We start from the raw sequence: 22726 nt of genomic DNA on the forward strand, positions 1-22726 counted from the left end.
GGAGGCTAGGGCGAACGCAGCCTCCAGCCGTCCGCCGGCCAAGTGCCCGGCGGCGATGTCGAGGACCAGCAGGGCGCGTTGCTTCGCGTGGCCGGTGGTCAGAGCCTCCACGTCCTCACCAAGCACCCACTCCGGCAGTTGGAGACGTGCGCCGCAGGTCACGCGGCAGGCGGCCACCTTGTCCGGGGTGAAGGAGAACACCCACGGCCACGGTGGCGGCTCCTGGTCGGCTTTCAGCGCCTCCGCGGCTGTGCGGGATGTCGTCAGCGCCTGGTCGGCGCTGCGCCGGTCCCCAGCCGCCGCGTGCCCGAGAGCCTCGACGCTGGACAGCCATGCGTCGGCGACGGCCGGACGCTGGTCACCGAGCACCCGGCGGGCGCGTCGGGCCAGGTTCAGGGCCTGGACGCCGTTGCCGGCGTGTGCCTCGAACTGGGCGAGCGTGCCGGTCTGGTAGGCGGTCAGAAGCGCATTCCCGGCTGTTCTCGCGGCTTTGACGGCCCCGCCGTACCAGGATCGGGCCGATCCGTGGTCGCCCTTGTCCCAGGAGAGCCAGCCCGCGAAGGAGGCGGCCTCGCTGCCCACAGCGGCCAGCCGCGACCGGTCTGCGTCGCCGGTCGCCCTGCGGGTGATGGTCTGGATGAGCCGGATATGGCCGTCGACCGCCTCGGCGAGGTCGCGGGAGGGGGTGGTGCCGTCGAGTCTGCGGTAGGCGCTCGTGGTCAGCCGTAGGGCGGCGGCCTGCCCGCCGGTCGTGTCGTGCGTGTCTGGCGCGGCGGCCAGGATGGGGGCTGCCATCGCGGCGACCGCGCCGCCAAGGACGGTGCGTCGGTGCATGGGGTCGTCGTCTCTCACCTGGACCTGCGCCGGGCGCCCGTCTGCCAGACCCACCAGCGCCGGCGGGATCTGAAGATGTGCAGCCGCCGCGGTCAGGACGTCCGTGCTGTATGAGGTCGAGCCGCGTTTCTCCAGACGGGAGACGGCGGATTGGGACATGCCCAGGGCCTGTCCCAGTGCCGCCTGCGTCATCTGCCGCTCCTTGCGGGTCAGTTCGATGACGCGTCCGTAGTCCCCGGCCCGGGAGGCGTCCCGGATCGGGCCTGTCTGGAAGTCCACGACGTGCCCCCACGCTACGAGTCCATGCGGCGTTCGGCGCCTGCCCGTACCCGCTGGGCGCATATCCGTATGCACATGCCGCATTGGTGATGGTCCCATAGCGCACGGTGATCGTTGACTGGGTGTCAGCCCAACCGCTCCCCGCCCTGGGGGGCGTTCGGCCGGTGGTCCTTCCCGCCCCGTTGGGGACGACCACCGCCACATCGACCGCAAGCGCTGAGGCGACGATGACCCAAACCGCGCAGCAGACGACCGGCCACGTGAGCACCGACCGCGGCCTGTTGCACCGCGATCACCGCTGGCTCGGCCGGGAGGTCGAGGACACCGCGTCCGGCCGACGGGGAATTCTGCGGGCCATCGCTCCGGACGGCGACAAGCCGCGGCCGGTGGCATGGCTGCAGCCGACGGGCGGGGGGCTGGAATGGACCACGGACCCTGGCTCGCTCGCCAACCCTGCTCCCCTCACCCCGGACACACACCAGGGGGAGGCACGGTGAACGGTGCGTACGGCCGTCCCCCGGAGACGCAGACCTCCGCCACGGTGCTGTGCGATCCGGACGGCTCGCTCACCCGGGATCTGCCCCTCGACCGGGAACCGGTCATGCTGCTGGCCCTCGCCGTGATCGCACTGCCCACGACCGGGAACACGCTCCCGCCGGGGGACTGCGAGCAGATCGCCCGGCTGATGGCCGGGCACGCACGCCTCGTCGCCGACGAAGTACAGGCGCTGTGTGCCCAGCTGCCGCGCCTCAGCACGCTGCGCCCGCTCACCGAAACCGTGCTCGGGGAAGCCCGCCGGCGGCTGTCGGTGGAACCGCGCCCCACCCTCGCCTCCGCGCAGAACCGGGCCCGGGTCGTTCGCATCCTGTACGAGCGTCTCGACCGACTGCAGGACCTTCCGCCTTCGTGACCATCTCCCCGAGACGCCCGATGCCCTCCCCCCCGTGGGCTCGGGTGCCGGGAGTCCCCTGCAGGTGTGACCGCTCCCCAACCCCCTGCAGGGGACTCCCGTCCAGCCACCATGCGCCGACCCCAGCCCGGTGCCCCGGGCGGGGTTCCCATCCACTGCCGTTGGAGGCGTACGTGAGCACCACAGCCGTGAGCACATCGCCCGAACCCGTTCCCCCCGTCCCGGACGCCAGCGAGGTGTTCGCCTTCGCCACCCGCGAGATCGCTGCCGCTGCCGCCGACCTGTGGCCGCGCGCCGACGTCGGCCTCGGCGACCACGTCCCGAGCGTCACCGGCTACGTGCGCCGGATCCGCGTGGACGGGCGCACCCTGTACGCCAAGTACGCCTTCCTGGGGGTGTCGCTGGTCTCGCTGCTGCGGGGCGCCTGCGGCCCTTGGTCGGATGTCCGGGAGTCTCAGCAGTCGTACGTGCAGCGGGCCGGCGCGCTGATGGACCGGGAGGCCGCGCAGCTGCGGCTCCTGGCCCAGCAGGGCTCTCTGCGGGTCTGTCCCGTGGCCGGACTGGCGCGCGGGGTGCTGTTCACCGAGTCGGTGACCGGCCCGACCCTGGCCGACCTTCTTCTGCAGCGTCCGCACGATGCGGCCGAACTCCTCGGCGGCACGTTCGGCGAACTGCGGCGGCTTCACCGCCCGTCCGCGGCCCGGCTGCTGGGCCCGGCCCGGGTCATCGGGGAACGCAGCATCCGGGGGACCTTCCAGCGCAAGTTCAACGGGCTGAGCGGCCCGACCTACGTGGAACGGCTCGGGGCCGCACGGTGCGCGGCCGGCGACCGCGACCTGGTCGTCGGACTGCTGCGCGACGTCGTGGTCCGGCTGCACAGGCTCCAGTCCACGGGACTGCCCCAGCAGGCGAGCAGGAGGGTGCTGGCGTACGGCGACCTCAAGCCTGAGCACGTGGTCTTCCCCGAAGGAACCTCCGGTCAGCCGGTGTTCATCGACCCCGGCCTGCTGCTCGCCCCTCCCGCCGTGGATGCCGCGAAGCTGATCAGCCGTACCGTGCTGCTGCTGGCCTCTGCCCGGCCCGGAGGCGAGACGGGCCAGCAGGCCATGGACGGGGTCAGCGCCTTCGCCGCGGCGCGGACGGACGTCCTGCCCGCCCGGGTCCGCCGCGCGTGGCTGCGGGAACTGCTGGTGCTGTGGCTGATGGACAGCGTCAACATCCTCACCACGTACCTGTCCGCGCCCGGCGCGCTGCCGCTGCCCGCCCGGGGCAACGCGCTTGTCGGCCGGGCCGTCGACCTGTGCCGGATGGTCGACCAGCTCAGCTCGGAGCTGGCGGCCGGCGCCGATGCGCGCGCCGTGTGGGAAAGCGCGCTCGGCCGTGCTCAGGCGGTGGCCGCGTGATGCCGGGGCCGGTGGGATCGGTCGGGGTCGTCGGTGCGGGTGCCGTCGGCCAGACAGTCGCGGCCACGCTGGTGTCCTCCGGCATCTGCCGTCGCCTGCTCGTCGTCTCCCGCACCATCGAGCAGGCGGCGGCGCTGGCCGCTGACCTCGACGACATGCGCCAGACCACGGGCTCGCCGGTGCACCCCGAAGCCCGCCGGGCGGCCGACCTGACCGGCTGCCACGCCGTCGTCGTCGCCGTGCGGGCCACCTTCACCAACACCCGTGCCGACGACGTACGGATGGGCGGCGCGACGGCCAACGCTCCCGTCATCCGCGCTCTGGCCACGGCCCTGGGCGGCTACCAGGGGACCGTGCTCGTGGTGACCAACCCGGTCGACCTGATGACCCGGCTGTTCGCCGAGACCTCCGGCTGCCCGCGCGTGTACGGGATCGGCTCGAACCTCGACTCCGCCCGCTACCGGCTCACCCTGGGCCAGCTGCTCGACGTGCCCGCAACCGCCGTGCACGGCCACGTCATCGGCGAACACGGCGACGGCGCGGTGGTGTGCGCCTCGTCGACCACCGTCAACGGCACGCCTGCCGTGATCCCCCTTGCGGAGGTACGCGCGGAACTGCGTACCCGCCCCGGCCGGATCAGCGCCGGCGTCGGCCGCACCCGCTCCGGACCCGCCGGAGCCGTGCTGTCCACCCTGCACAAAGCCCTCGGCCTGGTCGACGGCACCGAGGAACTGACCTGCGAACACCGCGGCGACTGGCTTGGAATTCCGTTGCGCTTCACCGCTGGTCAGCCCGTAGCGTGCCTGCCTGCCCTCGACGCGGGCGAAGACGCGCAACTGGCCGCGACCATCACCAAACTCCGTGGCGCCTACCAGGCGTTACGCAGTCCTGCCCCATCTTCGACCCGACTGGAGACGACGTGAGTACCCCCACCGCCACCCGGCTGCACGCCGCGGACGCGAGCGTGACCGTCCTGAGCAACACGCCCTCTGTCACCGACTGGGCCCGCCGATACTTCGGGTCCTGGTGGAACGCGTTCGAGGTCCCCGCGAGCAGCGTCTGCGAGGGACCGCTCGTCACGGCCGACCTCGACGACAAGGCGTACGCCGACCTCAACGCGCTGGTGACCGCCTGCCCGCACGACGAAGTCACGTACGCCAAGGCCCGGCTGCTGCTCGCCCGGGACAGCACGGGCACCATCACGGGCGTCTCGCCCGAAGAGGGCCTCGCCTACCGCTCCGAGCAGCTCGGCGGCCACGTCACCATCGCCGGACGTACGCCCGAGCAGCTGGCGCTGGCCACGGCCCGGATCGCCCGGGAGATGATCCGGGCGGCCCTGCTGCGGGACGGATGGACGCTCCTGCACGCCTCCGCCGTCGTCCGCGACGACCAGGCGCTGCTCGCCTTCGGGTCCAAGGGGTCGGGCAAGACCACCACGGCGCTGCTGCTGGCCAGCCGCGGTGCCCAGCTGCTCGCCAACGACCGCGTGTTCGTCAAGGTGGTCGGCGGTGAGCTGCGCGTGCTGCCGTGGCCGTCGGCGGCGGCCGTCGGGCTGGGCCTGCTCGACGCCCTCGGCCTGTACGACGTCGTGCGCGAGCGTCTGCAGGCGGGCGAGCAGCTCCACCCCACGCAGCACCAGGACGTCACCGACGCGCTCCTGGCCGACCGCCGCGAGCCGCTGTGGGAGCCGGGCGGCAAGCGGGAGATGAAGGTGCAGGTGTTCCCCGACCAGTTCTCCACCTGGTTCGGAATGGAGCTGGCGACCGGCGGACGCGCGGCAGCGCTGTTGTTCCCCCAGATCGACCCCTCCGCCGTGCCGGCCGTGGTCGACGGATCCCGGACCCTGGGCGAGGACGACTTCATGAGCGGCGCGACGGAGGACCGCTACCCCGACCACTTCGGCCTCGCCTACGGCATCAACGGCGGCGGCAGCGACCTGGCCCGCGCTGCGGTCGCCGACCGGCTCGCCGGACTCCCGCACCACCAGGTCGTCCTCGGCCATGACGTCGCGGCCAACGCCGACTTCCTGGCGAAGCTCGTGAGCGACCTGTGACCGGGTCGGGGCCCCGGCGTTCCGCTGCGGCCCCGGCCTGACCGGTCCACAAGCCCGCCCGCTGCTCTCCCCCCGGGAGCGCGGGCCTCCCCGGGCCCCGGTGGTGCGCGAAGAGCTAGGGCGGCTCGCGCACCACCGGGGCCCCTTCACGTACGCACGCGTGCGCGCGGGGACCTGCGCAACCTGCGCAATAACCCGTCGATACGTCCCGATTTCACATGCCGGGTACGGCACCGAGGAACATCGCCGCGGCGGTGGCGGGCAACTCGTCGATCTCGGCGAGGGCCGCGGCAAGGTTCTCGCGGGCGTGGGCCAGCTCGGCGGGGATCTGCCCGGCACGCTCGTCCTCGGTGGAGAACACGGCCGAGCAGGCGAGCAGGGAGAGCAGGGCACTGGCCGTACGGGCGGCTGCGGCGATCACCGGGCCACAGCCCTGCTCGTCCATCCCCTTGAGCAACTGCTGGACGTGCCCGGCCTGCCAGTGCAGCATCCCCATCACCCCGGGGCCGTCGGCGCCGGACGCCTTGAGTACCTGCTGGCGGGCCAGCCCCAACTCCTTGCCGCCCGCGCCCTGGGCGAGCATGTGGCCCTCGGCGAGCATCCCCGCCCCGATCGAAGCGCCGTACAGCGCGTTGCTCAGGATGGCGGCCAGTACCTGTTCGCCTCCCACGGCCTGGGCCTGCTCCTGCAGCTCGGCGTCGGTGGGCGGCTGGGCGTACGAGCCGAGCGCGGTGAGCGCTGCCGAGAAGTCTGCTGCGCTCGGGGCGGGCTCGGGCGCCTGGTGCTGGTTCGGGATCGACATGGCCCGGAGCGTAGCGGGACCGGATAGGCGGCAGGCTCGATGATCGGAAACGACCGGACCGGCCAGAAGCTGGCCCGGACCATCGACCACGCCATCGGTGCGGATGAGACCGCCACGCGCGCGCCCGCGTAGGACGGTCTCATAAGTCTCACGGATGTTCCTTTTTGCAGGTCAGCGCGTTGTGCGCCCGTCTCCTCCGGGGCGGCGGGTTGCCTGCCTGGCGGCTGGTCTGTCGCCTCACGTGTCAAACCGGCTACACTATGGGTGCGGACCTGGCCTGCGTACGCGGGAGCACCGGGTCTAGCTTTCAACGATCAAAGCGGGCCCGGCCTTGTGCCGGGCCTTCTTGCTGCTCAGATCTCGAAGGGCCCGTACGCGGCCGGGAGCAGCCTGTCCCACCAGTTCCACATGAACCGCTTGCCCGGGTGCCGCAGCACGGTCTGGTAGGCCGTGTATGCGAGCAGGTCGGCGGCCTGGACTGGCTGGCTGGTGTGGGAGCCGATGAACCAGGGATCCTCGACGATGTGCCGGGTGGCCAGCTTCAGCTTGCGGTGCTCGCGCTGGTAGGTGCCGTCCGTACCGTCCCCGTCCATGACGATGATGCCGTGGTCCCCGCCGGCGCCGAGCCTGCTGTCGAGGTGGCGCAGCAGTTGCTCGTACACCGCCGCGCGCTCGGCGTAGTAGTCGCGTCCGGTCTTGGTGGTGTGCCGCCACACCGCCCCGGTCCTGGTGCCGGGCATGGTCGCGATGGTGGCGAGGGCGTCCTGGGCCACCCGGCTGCGATTCGACTTCCGGCGGTTCCACTGTGCGTCAGTCGAAGGGCTACCACGGCCGGGGATGAACTGGGTGGCGTGCAGCTCGTAGTCGGCCGGGACCCCGGTGTCGGCGTACAGTTTCTTGCGGAAGTCCAGCCAGCACCGCAGGGCGGCACTCCAGTGCTCCAGGTCGATCGAGGCCCAGCCGTAGACGACGTACCCGGTGCTCTCGGCCCCCGAGTCGTCGATGTAGAAGATCTGCGCTGACACGCCCACAACCTACCGACCCGCCCGCCCCCGGACGGGAGTTATCCACAGACCGGGCACTCCCCGTGCGACGACCAGCCCCTTCTGCTGCCGCTTGAGATCCGGACCTCAGCCTGGAAGCCTTCCAACTGTCATACGGGAGACGGGAGGTACAGGCGGTGCCGGTGAAAGACGGATGCCCGAACTGCGGCGCACCCCGTGAGCAGAAGGACCGCTGGGGCGCCTGTACGAAGTGCGGGGCGTCGCACCGCCGGTTCGCGCCGGCCCCGGAGGACTGCCTGCAGGTGTCAGTGATCCGCTGACCTCCGCGGCGCCCCCAGGCCCGCCTGACGGACCCTGTTCCCGGGTCGTCGACGCAGGGGGTGGGAGGACCAGGGCCGAGCACGTCAGCAGCGGCCGGCGGCGAGGTACGACGGCAGCACGTCACCGCTGTCATCGCCCCTTGGGAGGCCCTGATGCCCGACCAGCCGCCGCACTTGCACGAAGTCCTCGTCTGGGACCCCCTCCTGCAGCGCCTCGCTCCCCGGCCCATGGACCTCACCCCACTCGATCCGCCCGAGATCTCGGGTCCTGTAGGGCTGGCCTTCGTCGACGTCACGTTCTCCGTGCCGAAGTTCTGGTCGGTGTTCGGATCCGTCCCGCTGACGACCGACGACCGGGTACCGCCCGAAGAGAACCCCCCACCGGACAGCAACCGTTGACCACAACCCCGTTGCTTCACGGCGCGCACGGATCTGCAGCACGACGAAACCGTTTCGCGCCGGGGAGTGACGGGGCAGCGGGGTCCCGGGGGCGGCGAAGCCCCCGGGTACCACGCAGCCCAGCCACTCGTTCCCGTCCGCCTCCTGCAGCCGGACCACTCGAACGAGCGACGTCTTCGGTTCCCGTGGCCCGGTCGTCAGGAGGAGACTGGAGCCATGACGAAGGACCCTGACCGCCCGCCGGTCGAGGGCGACCTGGTCGCCGCGCTCGACCCGGGCGAGGCCCGTGCGCTGACTGCCGAGATCCGGGAAGCGATCAAGGCCGTGCGGACGGCGACCGGGCGGCTGGCCGCTGCCGTGCGGCGCGCGCATGAGGCCCGGGTCTGGGTCGTCCTGGGCTATCCGACGTGGAAGGCGTACGCGCGGGCGGAGTTCGGGATCGGCCGTAGCCACGCCTACCGGCTGGTCGACCAGGCGGCGACGGCCGAGCAGCTCGGCGACGCGCTCGTCGAGCTGGGCCTGCTGTCCCCCGTGGGGGACGACGTCCTCAGCGACCTCTCCGGCCGGGCCTGGCGGGAGATCCAGGGAAAGGCGCAGGACGTGGCGGCGCTGGTCGCCGACCGTGCCGCCGCGCTCGGCAGCGCGCCGGACGTCGAGCAGCTGCGCGTCCTCGTCGTCCAGGCCGTCGAGGACGTACGCGCCGAAGCCGTCCCGGCGGGCCCGGGTCGGGCACCCGCGACGCCGGCCGACGACGCGGACGCGTTCGCGCACTGGGAGGGCACCATCGCCCTGGGCCACGCTCCGGCCCACCTGACGGACGACGAAGCCCTGGCCGCGCTGGACCTTGCCGGGTACGACACCGACACCCGGCGCGCGCACGCCATGGCGGTTCGTGCCTTCGCCCTGGACGGGGACCGCGAGCAGCTGCAGGCGTTCCGGGCGGCCCTGGACGTTCCCGAGCAGGGTGAGTACGGCTACGGCCGGGAGGTCGTGGTCGTCGGGCGGGAGCTGGCCGAACGGCTTCAGATGTCCTGCTGGCAGCAGGGGAGGCTGTACCTGGAGGTCGCGCCCGCGCGGCTCTCGGACCGGGCGGCGGCCCGTGCCCTGGCGGCGGTGTTCCGGGAGGACCCGCGCAGCTTCGAGACGGCCCAACGCATCGAGGTGCGCCGCTACGCCATGACCGGCGACTACCAGGCGTACGAGGAATGGGAGAACCGGGCTCTCCCCGTCGGCGCCTGACGCTCGCGACCTCGTTGCGGACAGGGTCTGCGCACGTTCCGGCCATTCCTCTGCACCGTAGGGAGCCGACCGGAACAATGGGCGCTCTGGCATCGACCGCACCGAGGGGGACTCCGTGCTCATCAGGCTGTTTGGGCTCCGGCGCACGCTGAAGATCACGGCTGTGTTCGTGGGTGGGCTGATGCTGTACGGCTGTGTGAAGGGCGGTTGACCCGCACTCTTCCGGTCACCTGTGGTGACCGTTCCCTGACCTGCTGTCAGTGCCCGCTGTTTTCATGGTCCGTTGCGCCAGACCGGCGCGCGGGCTGAGGGGAGCAGCGGTTCATGGTTGCCGTGCGCGAGTACGAACGGGCCGACGGGACGAAGGTCCGGTCACACACCAGGTGGCATCCGGGCGCCCGCAACGAGATGTTCAAGGCGGCGGTGTTCGTCGTGGCGGTCATCGCCATCGGCGGCGGGACGGGCGGGAACGGCAAGACGGGGACCGCCAGCACGGAGGGCTCGGTCAAGTCGCCGAAGCCGGTCTCGACTGCCGTGTACCCGGTGCACTTCCCCGGCTGGGACAAGCCGGGGCCGCGGCCGTCGCCGACGGTGTCGTATCCGATCCGATGGGATCGCGGCGAGTAGGCGCGGCTCCGCACGCCGAAGGGCCCCAGGTCTTCCCGGGGCCCTTCGTGCTGCTCGACCGCCCTCCTACAGATCGGCCGGGTGCGGCGGTGGATACCCGCCGGGATGGACCGCTGGCGCCATCCCCCAGGGCGAGGGAGCTTGCTGGTCGGGCACGGCGGCGGGCGCTTCCGGCTTCGGGTTGGGCGACTCGGGCACCTCGTGCACGGGGTACACCTTCCACACCAGCTGGCCGCCCTCGATGCGAGCGGTGACGACCTGGTCGTGGTCCTGCTCGCCAGCGGCACGGCGGGCGGTGTCGAGGGCCTGGGCGAGGGCGAGGGAGAAACCCGGGGGGATCTGCACTCCTGGCGTCCCCCAGACGACGGTCTCGCCGTTGACCCACACCTGTTCGTCGGGACCCTCACGCTGCGCGATCTGGGCGGTGGCCGCGGCACGGATCAGGCGGACTGGGCCGTCCGGGTACGGGTTCGAGTAGATCCACACGGTCGGTGGGGTCATCGTGGGCTCCTTCGCTGGTCAGCTCGGGACATCATCACCGGCCGTCCCTGCAGCGCGGGGCCGTACCCTCATACGTGGGCGCCCGCAGCCAGCTCGAATGGCTGCGGGCGCCCTTTGCGGTGCTGTCGGACGGTCAGCGGTCGACGACGTCCTTGTCGAGGTCGCGGTGGACCAGGTCCACGACCAGGTCGCGGCCGGTGAACTGCTCGGCGGCATCTGCCAGTCCGTACGCGGCGGCCTCCTCGACGTCCCCGGAGACCACGGCACGCAGGGCCATGGCCGTGGTAGCTGCCCTGTGACGTCCGCCGGCGCACTGGGTCACCACGGTGAGCGGCGCGGCCGTCGGCCCGGCGAGGTAGCCCTGGACCTGCAGCGCGGTCGCGGCGAGGACCTGCCGCACGCCCGGGGTGGCCATGACCGTGTCGCGCACGACCTGGTCGTGGGCGGTGAGCTGGCGCAGGTCAGCGCGCACGTGCGGGTCTCGAAAGTTCCGGCTCAGGTCGAGCGCGATGGTGGCGCGCTGCAGGACGTCGGCGTACTCGCCCTCGACGCCGTTGTGCAGGCGGCCGATGGACACGATCGTGACGTCCGGCTGCGGCGGCTGAGCGATGACACGGTCCCGCTTCGGGTCCCACCCGGTGCAGTGCGTGGTCGTGCGGCCGTCGGCCCATTGCACGGTCATCTCCCACGGCCCCCAACTGTCGGGGTTGTCGTCGATGTTCAGGACCTCGTACTCCTGCCCCCAGTAGCCGTTGTAGTAGCGGCCCCCCACCTTCCGGGGCCCGACCTGGTTGTCGATCCAGTCGGCGTCCTCGGCCGCGTCAGCCGCCTCGTCGACCGGCTCCGAAGGGATGGGGCCACAGTGCCCGTCGCAGCCTTCACCGTCGTGGATCGTGCAGCCGTAGCGGTGCACGCGGGTGCCGTCGTCGTGGAGCTTCCAGCCCTCGGCATCGTGGGGGCCGGCGTCGTGCGTCATGGTGTTCTCGGGCTCGGTGCTCACATCTGGCTCCCGTACAGGTGGCTGATCAGGGCGTCGAGCAGCTCGTAGAGGTCGGTGTGCTCGGTGACGGTCGGGTCGGCGGTGTCGAGGTGGCCCAGCTTCCGGGCCCGGGTGGTGAGCCGGGCGGAGACGAAGCGGAAGCCGTAGGCGTGGCCGTCGTACCCCTCGGGCTCCGGGTCGTAGGCGAAGGTGGCGAGGATGTCGACGCTGCGGCGCTGGTGTTCGGCGCGGGCCTCGAAGGTGAGGCTGATGGTGTCGCGGCTGTCGCCGTGGGTCTGGTTGGAGACCATGGTGAAGCCGGGCAGGCTGCTGGTTCCCTCGGTGAGCAGACCGGCCTCGCCGGTGACGTACTTGCGCTCTTCCCCATCCTCGTACCGGGCGATGAGCAGGGCCTCGCCCGTCTTGCGCTCCTCGCCCATCAGGCCGGGGAACGTGAACTGCCGGTGGCTGTACGCGCGCCACTGGGGGCGGGTGCTCTCCACGGGGCTGTGCTCGCGGGCGCAGCGGTTGCACAGCGGGTCGTCGTCGGCCGCGATGACGGTCGAGAAGGTGTCGACGCAGGAGAAGCACAGGAAGCCGTGGATGTCCCGGTTCCAGCGGGGGATGGGCCTGCCGGTGAGCACCAGGTTGTCCCAGGAGCCGATGGTCTCGGTGACGGTGCGCTGGCGGCGGCCGGCGTACTCCGTGTAGACGGAGGCGGTCCGGTCGTGGTCGTGCACGGAGACCAGGGCGCGGGCCCACGCCAGTTGCACCTGCTTGGCCTCCTCGCTCATGTCCGGGCGGCCGTTGTAGGTGACCAGGGAGCCGAGACCGGCGTCGTCGGCGAACAGGCGCTCCATCTCGGCGAGCAGGCGGGCGCGGGCGGTCTGCTGGGTCTGGAGGGTGGGTGACAAGGCCTTCTCCTTCTTCCGGTTCGGGTCGGCGGGGGTGGTCACCGGCTGGCGGGCTGGGTGTGGCGGGCCGTCTCGGCGGCCAGCTGCAGGCGGCGCTCGTGGGCCTGGTCGAGGTTGGCGCGCAGATGCTCGGCGGTCTGCGCCGGCGTCCGGTCGAGGTCGGCCAGCGCCTGCTCCAGCGCGGGGTGACCGGCCTCCTGGATCTGCCGGTAGGCGGCTTCGTCCCTCGGCGAGGAGCAGAAGAACGGACGCTTCAGGGCGGCCTCGGCGCGCTCCCGCCACATGTCGATGGCGATGCGGGCCTCGTCGACCGCGACGACGTAGGCGTGGTGGGCGGCCAGCCACGCGGCGGCGGTGCCCAGTGCCTCCCAGCGCAGCTCGACCTGGTGCAGCAGGCGGTCCCGCTCGGCGCGGGCGACCTGCTCGTGGGCCAGCAGGTCGCGGACGTCGGCGTAGCGGTAGGTGGTGTCCATCAGGCCCACCAGGCGCATGCCCTCGGCCTGGCCCTCCTCCTGGGTGGCGTTGGGGTGTTCGGTCGCCCAGCGGCGCAGTGCGGCGTCGAACTCGGCGTCGAGCCGTTCGCCGACGCCGGTGAAGCCCTCGATGTCGAGGGGGGAAAGGGTGGTGATCACGCTGGTGCCCTTCGGTCGGTGGTCGGGGTCGATGCCCCTCGATCGCAGATCCGCGTACACGGTCGGCCGGGAGATGCGCGCGGCCTCGGCGAGAGCGGAGACGTTGGTCTCGCCCGCCTGCCACGCGGCGGCGACCAGGTCGGCCCGGCGTCCGGGCTTCGACCAGTCCCGCAGTGCGGCCATCACGTCGTCTCGTCTCGTACTCACACAACGACGGTCCTGTAAAACGGCTTTACATGGCAAGCGGCTTTACAGTGCTCGGCCGGAACTCGTCACCGGATGTCCAGATCGCCCCTGTGGAAGGGGAGTTGGCCGGATCGGGGCCGGGTGTCGGTGCCCCTGGCTACCGTCGTCCTATGGCGCTGGACGACGCGATCGGCAAAGCGAGACAGGAACGGGACCGCCAGGAAGAACAGGCGCGGCTCAAGGAGAAGTGGGAGGCAGAGGCGCAGCAGCGGGTGCAGAAGCTGGCGGCCGAAGCGCTCGCCCGGCTCGCGCCGTACTGCCGGGAGACCCTGCACTTCTACCGCCCGGTTCGCGGGCCGCAGAACCGCACCACCTACCAGCTGGCCGGGTCGTGGTGGTGCTGGCGCATCAGGGACCTGGAAGGCGGGTCGGTCATCAATCCCCGGGTCATGCTGCTCGTTGCGAGCCAGGACAGGAAGACGGTGCACTTCGCCGCGGTGACCCTGGACCAGCCCCGGACCGACAAGGGCCAGTACCTGACGACGATGGCCGCTGACCCGGTCGGGCCGGTCCACTACTCCAAGCAGCACCCGATGGCGTTCTTCGGCCCGGAGTGGGTCAACTACCTGGAGCAGGACGTGGCCGACGCCATCGTCCGCTACGAACGCGAGGGCTGACCGCCCAAGCAGACGACACCTTCAAACCGAAGGCGCCCCTGACCTCGACGTCCCGGAAGGCCTCCGGGGTCGCGCAGGTCAAGGGCGCCTGGGAATCGCAGGGCGTCCTACAGCACCTTCACCAGGGCGTTCTCCTCCCAGCCGTCCCCGTCCTCGAAGTAGCCCTCCATCGCGGCGCTGTTCTCGACCCATCCGCCCTGCTTGGCGATGACCTTGCGGTCGTTGCCGGCGCGCTTGGAGCTGGTGGCCAGCCCGCGGCGCGGGGAGTGCCCGGTGGGCCGGAAGCTCAGCTCGGCCCACTTTCCCAGCCGGGTGATGACGTCGCCGATGGTCTCCGGGTCGAGCCCGCCGTCCATGACGGTGAGCCACCGGTTGTGCAGCGGCTTGTACGCGAAGTCGTCCGGGTCGGTCAGCTGGGCCTCTTCCTTCCAGGCCCGCCAGGCGCGCACCGGGCAGCTGCTCGGCCGGGAGCCGAACGGCACCTTCACCTTGCGGGGCTTGATCTTCGACACCCGCACGTCGACCTCCATGCCGTGCTCGGTCTCGACGAAGTCGCGTACCCGCAGGAAGGCGACCTCGTGCTCGCGCCCGGCGATGGCGAAGCAGGTCAGCCCGATGGAGCGGTCGCGGATGCCCAGCCGGGTGTCCGGGGCGGCGACCACGGTGGCGCGCAGGTGCTCGGCGAGCAGCGCGGGCGCCGGCCCCCGGCCCCGGGTCTCCTTGGTCTTCTCCATCTCCTTCACCTTGGCCTTGAGCACCCGGCGGGCGCGGGCGGCCACGGTCTTGTCGAGGACCAGGCGGTGGTCGGTGCGGCCGGTGACGACCACGCCAGACAGGCGGCGGTCGATGGTCGAGGGCGCGGTGTAGGTGCCCTTCTTCCAACCGGGCTGCCACCACAGCCACTCGACGAACGCGGTCAGCGAACCGGGCGTGACGGCGGTGACGGGCAGTTCGAGCAGCGCGCAGAACTCTTCCCACTGCCTCCAGTCGGCGGCGTAGGCGTCGGTGGTGTTGTCCGGCCGGAGGTTCTTCTCGTGCGCCGCGGATCGTTCCTCCAGCTCCTGGAGCTTGGCGAGCACGTCCGGGGTGAACGCCGCGGTGTCCGGCGCCGCGGTGGTGCCCGCCGGACCGGCCGACGCCGGCAGCACCAGCGAGGGGGTCACGACGTGGCGAACGTCCGTACTCGTCTCGGTCTGCTCCATGATGGCCCGTCACGCACCTTTGTTCGTAGCGTCGTTTGTAGCGTTTGTGTCCCGCATATGTGAGGTTATCCCGGCAGCATGGCGGGGGCCCGTGCAGGGGTGCGATTAACAGTCCGGACGTGTCGCGGCGCACCCTGGAAGGGAAGTCGCCCCCGGATCACTCGGACTACATCGGGCGCCGTTGCTGTCTGCGCGGCCTCCCGGACTCGGCAAGGGGCGAAAGATCCCTGCCGAACGTCCGGAGGCTCCCGTGCTCCTCGCCCTGCTCCACGCGCTGCTCGAGTTGGCGGCCCGTGCCGTTCCCGACGGTGACCCGCTGACCGTGCTGGACCACCTGCTCGGTGCCGCGACCGGCGGCGTCCGTCTGGTGCGGCTGCTGCGCCGCGGCGACCGGCGCCGGCCGGTGGTGTCCGCTTCCGATGCGAGGGTCCCGCCCATGAACAGGGACACCGACCACCTGCCCCGGCGCTCGATCGGCGCCCGCCTCACCGCGCCCCACTGGGTGGAGCTGTACGCCTGGCTGCTGGCCGGGCTGCTCCTCGACACCCTCGTCCGCTGCGGCGGCCACGGCTTCGATCCCGGATCGCCCCGGGACCTGGGCCTTGGGCTGTTCGCGCTCGCGGCCGTGCGCACCGGACTGGTGCGCTGGGTCGACGTGCTCCGGCGCCGAGACTGATCCCCGCTTCGGGCGGATCCGCCCGAAGCTGCCGGCGTCCCGCGCGCGTGTACGCGTGCGCGCATAAAGGGGGGTCCAGAAAGTCCAGAAACTCGGCTGTCTCCCCGGTCCGGTCGGCGGCCGTGCGCGACAATCGCCGCGTGCAGACGTCGAAGTTCCTCTCGGTCCGCGCGCTCGACCAGCTCCTCGACGGCCTGGAGGCTGGCGTGGCGCGGCGGCGTCAGCTGGACATGGTGCGCGGGGAGCTGGAGCGGGCGCTGGACCGGGGCGCGCTGCCGGTCGGTGCCCGGCGCAGTCTGCGGCGGCTCCTGGAGGAAGAGGCGCTCGACCCGTACGTGCGTCTCGCAGAGTCCGGGACGCTGCGGCACCGCCGGGTCGACGGGGGGCTCCCGCCCACATCGGAGGCGACCAACGAGATCCGCCGCAAGTGCATCGACCTGCTGCGCGAGGCGCTGGGAATGCCCGCGCTGCGCCTGGGCGGCGGCGAGATCCCCCTGCAGCCCGCACCGGAGGCGGCCACCCTGTCCGCGCTGTCCCGCCAGCTCGACCAGTACCTGGCCGGGGCGATGTCCCCGGCGCAGACCCGGCTGACGGCCCTGCTCGCCGTCGAGCTGGACACCGCGGCGCGCAGCGGGGAACTGGTCGAGCTGCGCACCACCAACCTGGGCGAGGAGAACACCGCGGTGTACGTCGAGCGTCGCCCCCAGGGCGGCGGCGCCGTCGAGGGCGAGTGGGTCGAGACCTCGGCGCTGACCCGGGCCGCGCTGGAGCGCTGGCTGGACGTGCGCAAGGACTTCGTCCGCCGGGCCCACGGCACCTCGAAGCTGTGGGTGTCGCTCTGGATGAACCACGACGGCGTCCTCGACGACCAGGGCAACACGGTGATCCGTCCCCCCGGGATGCCACTGGAGGAGAACGGGCTGATCACCTCGTACCGGGTCGGCCGGCTGCGGTACGAGGGGCTGCGCCAGCTGCTGCCGCTCAAGCTGGAGCAGCTGCGGCGCGCAGTTGACGCCGAACGCCAGCGCACCGCCGCGTAGTCCTTCTTCTTGTTGCTGCCTGACCTGGTCTTTTGCCGTGCGGCGGCCATGGTGCCCCGAAGGGCTTGTTATCGGCGGCAGCGAGGCGCTTGCGGTTGTTCTAAACGACGTCGTTTACTGGATTCATGCCACGCAAACGAATCACATTGCAGCTCTCGGTACAGCAGGCGGGCCGTCTCCGGCTGCTGATAAAGCGCCATCGGGAAGCCGAGACCCAGTTCTTCAAAAGCCTGGTGGAAGAACGGGCGGCGGACCTGGCCGAACCGGTGGACACCCCGCAGTGGGAGCGGGCCGTCGCGCGGCTGCGCCGGCAGGCACGCATGGAGGCGGCAGAGGTGCGGCCGGTGCGCTGGCCCGCCCTGGACGTGCTGATGGAACGGGCGCTCAAGGAGCGGCTGCAGCTGGAGGACCTGGCCGGGCCGTGGCTGCCACTGACGACGGGGGAGCGCACCCGGCTGTCGCTGTCGGGGCGATGGCCGGCCTGCCTGTCCGGGTGCGAACACGGCACGGCGGAGCGGGCGTTCACGCTCGACGACAAGGTGGTGCTGCAGCTGCGCACGGCGGCCTGGCGCGTCTCGGAACCGGTGCTGAAAGAGCTGGAGGAGAAGAACCTGATCGGGCCCCAGGCGGACCTGAGCGAAGAGGCCCGGGTCGAGCGCGATCGCCTGGCGGCGAAGCTGTACCCGTCCAGCCGGATCGCCCGGGAAGCGGTCGAGGACCACTGGCCGGACCCCGAAGAGGACCAGGTCGCGGGTGCTGGCACAGCCGGAAACATGTAACGACGTCGTTTACTCGAATCCGGCTCCGCGCGCACGTATTTAACGGCCCTTTCGGGTTTCTCAATTCGAATTCAGAAACCCGCAATTGTGGTTTACGCTTTCCAGTGCTGCGGTATTCCATGCGGTACGGGATTCGACTCTGGAGGAACAGGCTGTGGGGAAGCAGAAGGGGTTCGGGCCGGTGCAGCTGGCCGACCACGCGGGGCTGTACCGCTGGCAGGTGGACCGGGGCCTGGTGAAGGGCCTGGTGCCCCGGCCGGCGCTGGAGTCGGGCCGGTGGTCGGATGAGCAGGCGGACGACGTCGCCGCGCGCTCTGGGGAGATCCGCGAGGTGCTCGGCGACCGGCAGGGGTTCGGGGCGACGCGCACGGCCGAACTCCTGCAGGAAGCCACCGGGGTGGAGCTGTGGTCGTGCGACGTCGAGCAGCTCGCGGCGCGCGGCCTGATCGACGAGACGGGGGAGTGGAAGGACCACACCCTGTACGACCCCCGGGTGGCCGCTGAGCCGTCGGCGGAGGTCGCCGAAGCACTGCGCGAGATCGTCGAGCAGCGGGTGGCCTGGTACGCGTCGAGCGCCACCCGGGAGGCGGCGGCCGGTCGCTGCGGGTGGACGGAGCTGGAGTTCGAGAACCGGGCCCGGGAGGCGGGCATGAAGCCGGGACAGTTCGGCCGGTGGGCGCTGGATGGCATCGAGCGCCTGGCCGGGGTCGAGGAACCGGACGTCGCCGGCGCGCGGATGCTCGGCCCGGATGAGGCGGCGGAGTACATGGGCGTGAGGCGCAGGGAGTTCGACTACTGCGTCGAGGCCGGGTGGCTGACGGCTGTCTCGCAGGTCAGGCGCACGGTGTGGTCCGGGCAGTACCGCGGCTACAACAAGACCGTGGCGGTCCCGCTGTACCGGGCGGCGGACCTGGACGCGGTGCTGCGGATCGAGGACGTCGACTGGGACACGGTCCGCACGCTCAAGCCCCGGCAGGTGTCCCCCCTGCGGAAGTTCGTCTCACAGGCGCCGAAGCGGGCGGAGGCGGTGCGCGCGTTCGTCGAGCAGCTGCACGCCGACCACGGCCTGGTCGCCTGGTGCCGGTACGCCAACCTGGCCAACCGCTGGATCGTCGACTGGGAGCCGCGCGGGGACGGAACACCGACGGTCGAGGACGTCCAGGCGCTGGTCGCTGCCGATGCCGGGCTGGCGCCGTATGCCGACACGGTGCAGCTGCTCGGCGAGGTGGGCCGCGTCGTGCACTGGGCGCGGCAGATGCTGCAGCCCGGTGCCGCCGTGCTGATCGACACGGAGACGCACGCGCTGTGGGGCAGCGTCATGGAAGTCGCCGCGGTGGACTGTGCGACCGGCGAGACGCTGCTGAACACGCTGGTGAACCCGGAGGTGCCCGTGACCGACGGCGCGTTCGCGGTGCACGGCATCAGTGACGAGATGGTCGCGGATGCGCCCACCTTCGACCAGGTGCTGCCGGACCTGCTGAGGGTCACGGCTGGCCGGACGGTCCTCGCGTACAGCGAGGAGTACGACCGCACGGTCGTCAACGGCGACTGTCGACGGCTGGAGCTTCCTTCGGGGCACCTGGGCAGGAGCGCGAACTGGGACTGCGTGATGGAGGCGCGCTCGACCTGGGAGGGCGTGCGCGAGTGGCTGCCGCTGGGTGGCGGGCACCGGGCCCTCGGGGACGCGCTGGACGCGCTGGACGTCCTTCGTCAGCTGGCTGTCGCCCCTTCCTGGGTGCGGCCGAAGGAAGCCGAGAAGGTGAGTGCCTGATGCCGCAGATTCGCCTCATGGGTTCGGACTCGGACGACGTGCAGCGCACGGCCGACGCGGTCGTGCGGGCGCTGCGGGCCTGGCCGGAGTGCCGGGTCGGGGACGTCTCCAGCCCGGTGCCGAACCGGCGCGGGTCGGGCTGCCGCATCTACATCGAGGTCCTGGCCGACGTCGTCACGGACGGGGTCGAGGTCACGGTCGAGCGGGACGACCCGCCGCAGCAGCAGCCGGTACAGCGGCCGGCGCTGCCTGCCGGGCGGGGGCGCCGACTCCCGCGCTGAGCGCCTCATCTCCGGTCGGAAATCAGGAACTTGCCCAGGTCATGCGGGCGGCTGAGCCGTGCCGAGCACGCCGCGCTCGCGCAGCTGGGCGATGTGCTCCAGCCCGCCCGGCCGGTACAGCGGGGCGCTGTCGACGTCGGCCTCGGCGGCGCGGACCCGACGGGCGGAGCCACTGCCGGGCTGCGGAGCGGCGGCGGGCTGGGGCTGCGGACCGTGGCCCAGCGGCCGGCGCGAGGTGCTCATAGCGGCTGATCGTACGGACCCCCCGGCATGACATCTCTTGCAACTCGGGTGCCCGGTCGGTCGACGGGCCTCAAATCCGGTGCCGTTTCTATAAGAGGGACGGTAGCGGTGCAGGTCAGGGCCGGTTACCCGGCGAGCAGGTCGGCGGCCTGGTCCAGGGCCGCGGCGTCGTCGAGCGTGGCGTTGTACCGCGCGGCCTGCTCCGGCGTCCAGTTGCGGCGCCGGTAGGCGAGCAAGCTGACCAGGTTGACGAAGCGGAAGTTCCCGCGCTGCTCGGCGACCAGGTGCCCGCCCTCGATGAGCTGCCCGACGGTGTGCGGGCTGAGGCAGAGCAGGGATGCGGCCAGCGGCACGGGGACGGTCATCTCCTCCCATGCGCCGGACCACAGGGGCTCGTCGTGCAGCTGCTCCTCGTCCATGGACTCCTCCCCTCGTTGTGCGGTCAGCGTCGGCTGGGCGCTGTCTGCAGGTACTCCATCCGCTGCTGCGCACTGGTGAGGTGCCGCCGGTCGAGCGCGGGCAACTGGCGCAGCAGGTTGACCAGCTCGGGTCCGCAGTCGCGGGCTTCGGCGGTGTCCTTGATCTGCGTCCAGCAGTAGTGCGCAGACTTCGCGCCGTTGAGCACCTCGGTGGAATCCGGTGCCTGGTGCGCCAGCCGCGTGTGCGTCGCGGCGATCCACAGCTGGGTGGCGAACGTCCACCGGCCTGCGATCCGGGCGAGGTCCGCCCTGATCTCCGCCCACTGGGTGGCCTGGGGCGAGTCGGGGCCGAACTGCTGCAGCGCGTGCTGCTCCCACGCTGAGGCCATCTCGGCGGCCTCGTTGTGCCGTCCTGCCTGCGCGGTCTGCCAGATGTACGGCCGGGGGTCTTGCTGCTGCGGGGCCTGGACCGGCTGGTGGACGGGCGCTGGCTGCGGGGCCGGAGCAGGGGCCGGTGGCTGCTGAACGGGCGTCTGGTGAGCGACGGGAGCCGGGCTCGGGTGCGGGGCCCGGACGGGTTCCTGGCGCTGCTCGGGGCTGGGCTGGGCCGGGCGGACGTGGGACTGTGCCGCGGGCTGCGACGGCACGTACGGCTGTTGCCGGACCGGGGCCGGAGCAGGGCGCTCGGCCGGCGGGGGCGGCTGCGGAACCTGGACTGGAGCCGGTGACGGGTACGCGTACGACTCGGCAGGTGCGGGCGCGGACGGGAGGGCTTGGAGTCCCGGCGCGAATTCCTGCGGCTCGGGCCGTCTGCGGCGCACGGGCGGCAGGACGCTGGTGTCTCCGGCGAGCAGGCGCTGCAGGTTGGACATCGGCGGCCGGGGAGCGGGCTGCTCCTCCTCGTCGTCGTACGCCTCGATCTGCGGGGCGGCGGGGAGGACCAAGGCGCCGGGCGGGATGCCGGCGGCGGCGACGGTCAGCGCGTGCAGGCGCGGGGCGGCGGGCCGGTCGGGGTTGCGGCGCAGCTGCTCGACTATCTGGTGGGTGTAGGGGCTGGTTCCGTCGGTGCCGGGGAACCCGGGCGGGCTGACGACGCCGTACGTGTCGGCGTTCACCGCGGGGAGCGTGCCCAGCTCCTGCAGTTCGGCCCATGCTCCCTTGTCGGCGACCAGGTCGAGCAGCAGGGTCGTCCACCCGGCGGGGCGACTGCGCAGCTCGGTGGCGACCCATTCCCAGGGCAGCGCGGTGTAGCGGGTGTTCGAGGCGTTGGTGCCGGTCGAGGCGAGGTGGAAGCGGCGGCCCTTGCGGTCCACGGTCAGCCGTCCGGAGAGGTAGACCAGCAGGGGGCCGGGCGTCGCGGCGGCGGTCCGCAGTCGCAGCAGCAGAGTGTTCTGGTCGCGGACCCCGTCGAGGTGGACCAGGTCGGCGGGCAGCGCGCTGTTCAGCAGCACGGGCACGGGCACCACGGACAGCGCGGCGAGGTTCGCGCTCGGGTGGACCTGGACGGTGCGCCGGTGGACCGCCCGGTCGCCCGCGATCAGAAGTACGTGTCCTCGCTCCGCCCCGTTGTTCTGCATATCTGCACCGTACTCACCAACAACGACAGCCCCGGCGGGGTTTCCGCCGGGGCTGCCTGGTCGTGCCGTGGGTCAGATGTCGATGTCGATGTCGCCGACCTCGTGCTCGGCTCCCTCGGCGGGGGCCGGCGTGCTGCTGAGAAGGTGCTCGGCGACCTGGTCCCCCAGGACCTCGCGCGCCTTCTCGTCTCCGTGGGCCATGGCCTGCCGGAACAGCTCCTGGTTCTCTTCCGAGTTGCTGAACACGTCGTACTCGGGGTGCGCCTGCCAGAACTGGCTGATGGCGGCGTCCCGTGCGTCGAGGGTGGCGCGCTCGGCCGGTCCGAACGGGGCGGGGTTCTCCGGGAGGACACCGGCGGCCTGGGCTGCGGGCACGATCTCCTCGTCCCACACGCACGCCGCGTACTCCGGGTCTTCGCCCGACTCGGCGATGTACCGCGCGCGCTGGTCCTCGCCGTATCCGGCGGCGGTCAGCGTCTGCTCGTATGCCTCCTGCAGTTGCTGGTGCTCCGTGACCGCGTCGTCGGACACAGTGACCGGTGCCCAGGGGTCGGTCGGCTCCGTCTGCTGCTGGTCCTTCTTGTCCCCGTTCACAGGCTGATCTCCATCTCGTCGTCCCGCTTGCGGTCCTTGTCGCTGCCGGTGTCCGCGGCCGGGGTGGGCTCGAAGTGCCGGGTGTGGGTGGCGTGGTCGAGCGCCCGCGTGGTGAATCCGCGCTCGCCGTCGCTCCGGTGCTCCTGCTCGGCGGCGGTGATCTCGCTGGTGCTGGCTCCGGCGGCGTTCACCAGGTGGCGGGCGTGCGCGGCCTGCGTCTCGTAGGCGGCGATCTGCCCGGCGGTGACCTCCTTGCCCGCGGCGGCCTGCTGCTCCAGCTCGGCGGCCGTCTTGTCGAGTGCGGAGAGGGCCGGGAGTAACCCGGCGATCTCCTCCTGGCGGGCGGTCTCCTCGGCGTTCTGCTCTGCGGTGTCGCTCATGGTCG

27 protein-coding genes are annotated in these 22726 nt (G+C 71.8%); 14 read left to right on the forward strand and 13 right to left on the reverse strand.

Features of this window, described 5'->3' with window-relative positions; all coding sequences use genetic code 11:
- The coding region (locus tag ACIO3P_RS37675; protein ID WP_401978283.1) for a helix-turn-helix domain-containing protein at positions 1-1113 on the reverse strand (1113 nt) is incomplete at its 3' end.
- A 227-nt stretch (positions 1114-1340) separates the two neighbouring features.
- On the opposite strand from ACIO3P_RS37675, the gene ACIO3P_RS37680 reads away from it, so the two are divergent.
- The 5 genes from ACIO3P_RS37680 to ACIO3P_RS37700 all read left to right on the forward strand — a co-directional run bounded on the left by ACIO3P_RS37680 (position 1341) and on the right by ACIO3P_RS37700 (position 5479).
- Positions 1341-1610, forward strand: coding sequence for a hypothetical protein (locus tag ACIO3P_RS37680; RefSeq protein ID WP_401855849.1), 270 nt, complete (start codon positions 1341-1343; stop codon positions 1608-1610).
- A complete protein-coding gene (locus ACIO3P_RS37685; protein ID WP_401855847.1) occupies positions 1607-2023 on the forward strand; it encodes a DUF6415 family natural product biosynthesis protein in 417 nt (138 codons plus the stop codon). Before ACIO3P_RS37680 ends, ACIO3P_RS37685 begins: the two co-directional genes overlap by 4 nt.
- 173 nt (positions 2024-2196) lie before the next feature.
- Positions 2197-3426 (forward strand): hypothetical protein, encoded by a 1230-nt coding sequence (locus ACIO3P_RS37690; RefSeq protein ID WP_401855844.1) that lies wholly within the window; start codon positions 2197-2199, stop codon positions 3424-3426.
- On the forward strand, positions 3426-4349 hold the full coding sequence (locus tag ACIO3P_RS37695; RefSeq protein ID WP_401855842.1) for an NAD-binding protein: 924 nt from the start codon (positions 3426-3428) through the stop codon (positions 4347-4349). The genes ACIO3P_RS37690 and ACIO3P_RS37695 overlap by 1 nt, the downstream gene beginning before the upstream one ends.
- Positions 4346-5479 (forward strand): hypothetical protein, encoded by a 1134-nt coding sequence (locus ACIO3P_RS37700; protein WP_401855839.1) that lies wholly within the window; start codon positions 4346-4348, stop codon positions 5477-5479. The genes ACIO3P_RS37695 and ACIO3P_RS37700 overlap by 4 nt, the downstream gene beginning before the upstream one ends.
- Positions 5480-5693: 214 nt before the next feature.
- Here ACIO3P_RS37700 and ACIO3P_RS37705 read toward each other — a convergent pair whose 3' ends face one another.
- Together ACIO3P_RS37705 and ACIO3P_RS37710 are read right to left on the reverse strand one after the other, a co-directional pair.
- Positions 5694-6281, reverse strand: coding sequence for a DUF6245 family protein (locus tag ACIO3P_RS37705; protein ID WP_401855836.1), 588 nt, complete (start codon positions 6279-6281; stop codon positions 5694-5696).
- A gap of 353 nt (positions 6282-6634) precedes the next feature.
- A complete protein-coding gene (locus ACIO3P_RS37710) occupies positions 6635-7306 on the reverse strand; it encodes a DUF3800 domain-containing protein (protein ID WP_401855833.1) in 672 nt (223 codons plus the stop codon).
- A 452-nt stretch (positions 7307-7758) separates the two neighbouring features.
- Here ACIO3P_RS37710 and ACIO3P_RS37715 point away from each other — a divergent pair, with 452 nt between their 5' ends.
- The 3 genes from ACIO3P_RS37715 to ACIO3P_RS37725 all read left to right on the forward strand — a co-directional run bounded on the left by ACIO3P_RS37715 (position 7759) and on the right by ACIO3P_RS37725 (position 9870).
- Positions 7759-8004, forward strand: a complete 246-nt coding sequence (locus ACIO3P_RS37715; protein WP_401855830.1) for a hypothetical protein — start codon at positions 7759-7761, stop codon at positions 8002-8004.
- 216 nt (positions 8005-8220) lie between these two features.
- Entirely contained in the window at positions 8221-9243 is a 1023-nt protein-coding gene (locus tag ACIO3P_RS37720) for a hypothetical protein (protein ID WP_401855827.1), read from the forward strand.
- A gap of 324 nt (positions 9244-9567) precedes the next feature.
- Positions 9568-9870: a hypothetical protein gene (locus ACIO3P_RS37725; protein WP_401855825.1), complete on the forward strand. Its 303-nt coding sequence runs from the start codon at positions 9568-9570 to the stop codon at positions 9868-9870.
- A 66-nt stretch (positions 9871-9936) separates the two neighbouring features.
- Here ACIO3P_RS37725 and ACIO3P_RS37730 read toward each other — a convergent pair whose 3' ends face one another.
- From ACIO3P_RS37730 to ACIO3P_RS37745, 4 genes are all read right to left on the reverse strand, one after another.
- Positions 9937-10371, reverse strand: coding sequence for a hypothetical protein (locus ACIO3P_RS37730; RefSeq protein ID WP_401855822.1), 435 nt, complete (start codon positions 10369-10371; stop codon positions 9937-9939).
- A gap of 133 nt (positions 10372-10504) precedes the next feature.
- Complete coding sequence (locus tag ACIO3P_RS37735; RefSeq protein ID WP_401855819.1) at positions 10505-11371, reverse strand: P-loop ATPase; 867 nt, start codon at positions 11369-11371, stop codon at positions 10505-10507.
- Complete coding sequence (locus tag ACIO3P_RS37740; protein ID WP_401855816.1) at positions 11368-12264, reverse strand: hypothetical protein; 897 nt, start codon at positions 12262-12264, stop codon at positions 11368-11370. The genes ACIO3P_RS37735 and ACIO3P_RS37740 overlap by 4 nt, the downstream gene beginning before the upstream one ends.
- Before the next feature lie 38 nt (positions 12265-12302).
- The gene (locus ACIO3P_RS37745; RefSeq protein ID WP_401855813.1) at positions 12303-13103 is read right to left on the reverse strand and encodes a hypothetical protein; all 801 of its coding nucleotides are present in this window, start codon (positions 13101-13103) and stop codon (positions 12303-12305) included.
- 149 nt (positions 13104-13252) lie between these two features.
- Here ACIO3P_RS37745 and ACIO3P_RS37750 point away from each other — a divergent pair, with 149 nt between their 5' ends.
- Entirely contained in the window at positions 13253-13759 is a 507-nt protein-coding gene (locus ACIO3P_RS37750) for a hypothetical protein (protein ID WP_401855810.1), read from the forward strand.
- A gap of 107 nt (positions 13760-13866) precedes the next feature.
- On the opposite strand, the gene ACIO3P_RS37755 is transcribed toward ACIO3P_RS37750, so the two are convergent.
- Positions 13867-14961: an integrase gene (locus ACIO3P_RS37755; protein ID WP_401855808.1), complete on the reverse strand. Its 1095-nt coding sequence runs from the start codon at positions 14959-14961 to the stop codon at positions 13867-13869.
- 250 nt (positions 14962-15211) lie between these two features.
- On the opposite strand from ACIO3P_RS37755, the gene ACIO3P_RS37760 reads away from it, so the two are divergent.
- The 5 genes from ACIO3P_RS37760 to ACIO3P_RS37780 all read left to right on the forward strand — a co-directional run bounded on the left by ACIO3P_RS37760 (position 15212) and on the right by ACIO3P_RS37780 (position 19508).
- A complete protein-coding gene (locus ACIO3P_RS37760; protein ID WP_401855806.1) occupies positions 15212-15637 on the forward strand; it encodes a hypothetical protein in 426 nt (141 codons plus the stop codon).
- Between the two features lie 140 nt (positions 15638-15777).
- Positions 15778-16677, forward strand: coding sequence for a hypothetical protein (locus ACIO3P_RS37765; protein WP_401855804.1), 900 nt, complete (start codon positions 15778-15780; stop codon positions 16675-16677).
- A gap of 125 nt (positions 16678-16802) precedes the next feature.
- Complete coding sequence (locus ACIO3P_RS37770) at positions 16803-17456, forward strand: hypothetical protein (RefSeq protein WP_401855803.1); 654 nt, start codon at positions 16803-16805, stop codon at positions 17454-17456.
- Positions 17457-17610: 154 nt separating this feature from the next.
- Positions 17611-19227, forward strand: a complete 1617-nt coding sequence (locus ACIO3P_RS37775) for an exonuclease domain-containing protein (RefSeq protein ID WP_401855801.1) — start codon at positions 17611-17613, stop codon at positions 19225-19227.
- Positions 19227-19508, forward strand: a complete 282-nt coding sequence (locus tag ACIO3P_RS37780; RefSeq protein ID WP_401855799.1) for a hypothetical protein — start codon at positions 19227-19229, stop codon at positions 19506-19508. Before ACIO3P_RS37775 ends, ACIO3P_RS37780 begins: the two co-directional genes overlap by 1 nt.
- A 39-nt stretch (positions 19509-19547) precedes the next feature.
- Here ACIO3P_RS37780 and ACIO3P_RS37785 read toward each other — a convergent pair whose 3' ends face one another.
- The 5 genes from ACIO3P_RS37785 to ACIO3P_RS37805 all read right to left on the reverse strand — a co-directional run bounded on the left by ACIO3P_RS37785 (position 19548) and on the right by ACIO3P_RS37805 (position 22721).
- On the reverse strand, positions 19548-19751 hold the full coding sequence (locus tag ACIO3P_RS37785; RefSeq protein ID WP_401855798.1) for a hypothetical protein: 204 nt from the start codon (positions 19749-19751) through the stop codon (positions 19548-19550).
- A 125-nt stretch (positions 19752-19876) separates the two neighbouring features.
- A complete protein-coding gene (locus tag ACIO3P_RS37790) occupies positions 19877-20170 on the reverse strand; it encodes a hypothetical protein (RefSeq protein ID WP_401855795.1) in 294 nt (97 codons plus the stop codon).
- Positions 20171-20193: 23 nt separating this feature from the next.
- The gene (locus ACIO3P_RS37795; protein ID WP_401855793.1) at positions 20194-21747 is read right to left on the reverse strand and encodes a hypothetical protein; all 1554 of its coding nucleotides are present in this window, start codon (positions 21745-21747) and stop codon (positions 20194-20196) included.
- A gap of 72 nt (positions 21748-21819) precedes the next feature.
- Positions 21820-22341, reverse strand: a complete 522-nt coding sequence (locus ACIO3P_RS37800; protein WP_401855791.1) for a hypothetical protein — start codon at positions 22339-22341, stop codon at positions 21820-21822.
- Positions 22338-22721, reverse strand: coding sequence for a hypothetical protein (locus ACIO3P_RS37805; protein ID WP_401855789.1), 384 nt, complete (start codon positions 22719-22721; stop codon positions 22338-22340). The genes ACIO3P_RS37800 and ACIO3P_RS37805 overlap by 4 nt, the downstream gene beginning before the upstream one ends.
- Between the last annotated feature and the right edge of the window lie 5 nt (positions 22722-22726).

It is taken from the genome of Streptomyces sp. NPDC087310 (genome assembly GCF_044744405.1).
Classification (GTDB): domain Bacteria; phylum Actinomycetota; class Actinomycetes; order Streptomycetales; family Streptomycetaceae; genus Streptomyces.

Bases quoted from the DNA above. Each gene is read 5' to 3' on its own strand.
- ACIO3P_RS37725 (WP_401855825.1), top strand. From the start codon at position 9,568: ATGGTTGCCGTGCGCGAGTACGAACGGGCCGACGGGACGAAGGTCCGG.
- ACIO3P_RS37790 (WP_401855795.1), bottom strand. From the start codon at position 20,170: ATGGACGAGGAGCAGCTGCACGACGAGCCCCTGTGGTCCGGCGCATGG.
- ACIO3P_RS37715 (WP_401855830.1), top strand. From the start codon at position 7,759: ATGCCCGACCAGCCGCCGCACTTGCACGAAGTCCTCGTCTGGGACCCC.
- ACIO3P_RS37695 (WP_401855842.1), top strand. From the start codon at position 3,426: ATGCCGGGGCCGGTGGGATCGGTCGGGGTCGTCGGTGCGGGTGCCGTC.
- ACIO3P_RS37755 (WP_401855808.1), bottom strand. From the start codon at position 14,961: ATGGAGCAGACCGAGACGAGTACGGACGTTCGCCACGTCGTGACCCCC.
- ACIO3P_RS37730 (WP_401855822.1), bottom strand. From the start codon at position 10,371: ATGACCCCACCGACCGTGTGGATCTACTCGAACCCGTACCCGGACGGC.
- ACIO3P_RS37680 (WP_401855849.1), top strand. From the start codon at position 1,341: ATGACCCAAACCGCGCAGCAGACGACCGGCCACGTGAGCACCGACCGC.
- ACIO3P_RS37780 (WP_401855799.1), top strand. From the start codon at position 19,227: ATGCCGCAGATTCGCCTCATGGGTTCGGACTCGGACGACGTGCAGCGC.
- ACIO3P_RS37705 (WP_401855836.1), bottom strand. From the start codon at position 6,281: ATGTCGATCCCGAACCAGCACCAGGCGCCCGAGCCCGCCCCGAGCGCA.
- ACIO3P_RS37720 (WP_401855827.1), top strand. From the start codon at position 8,221: ATGACGAAGGACCCTGACCGCCCGCCGGTCGAGGGCGACCTGGTCGCC.
- ACIO3P_RS37795 (WP_401855793.1), bottom strand. From the start codon at position 21,747: ATGCAGAACAACGGGGCGGAGCGAGGACACGTACTTCTGATCGCGGGC.
- ACIO3P_RS37770 (WP_401855803.1), top strand. From the start codon at position 16,803: ATGCCACGCAAACGAATCACATTGCAGCTCTCGGTACAGCAGGCGGGC.
- ACIO3P_RS37750 (WP_401855810.1), top strand. From the start codon at position 13,253: ATGGCGCTGGACGACGCGATCGGCAAAGCGAGACAGGAACGGGACCGC.
- ACIO3P_RS37785 (WP_401855798.1), bottom strand. From the start codon at position 19,751: ATGAGCACCTCGCGCCGGCCGCTGGGCCACGGTCCGCAGCCCCAGCCC.
- ACIO3P_RS37805 (WP_401855789.1), bottom strand. From the start codon at position 22,721: ATGAGCGACACCGCAGAGCAGAACGCCGAGGAGACCGCCCGCCAGGAG.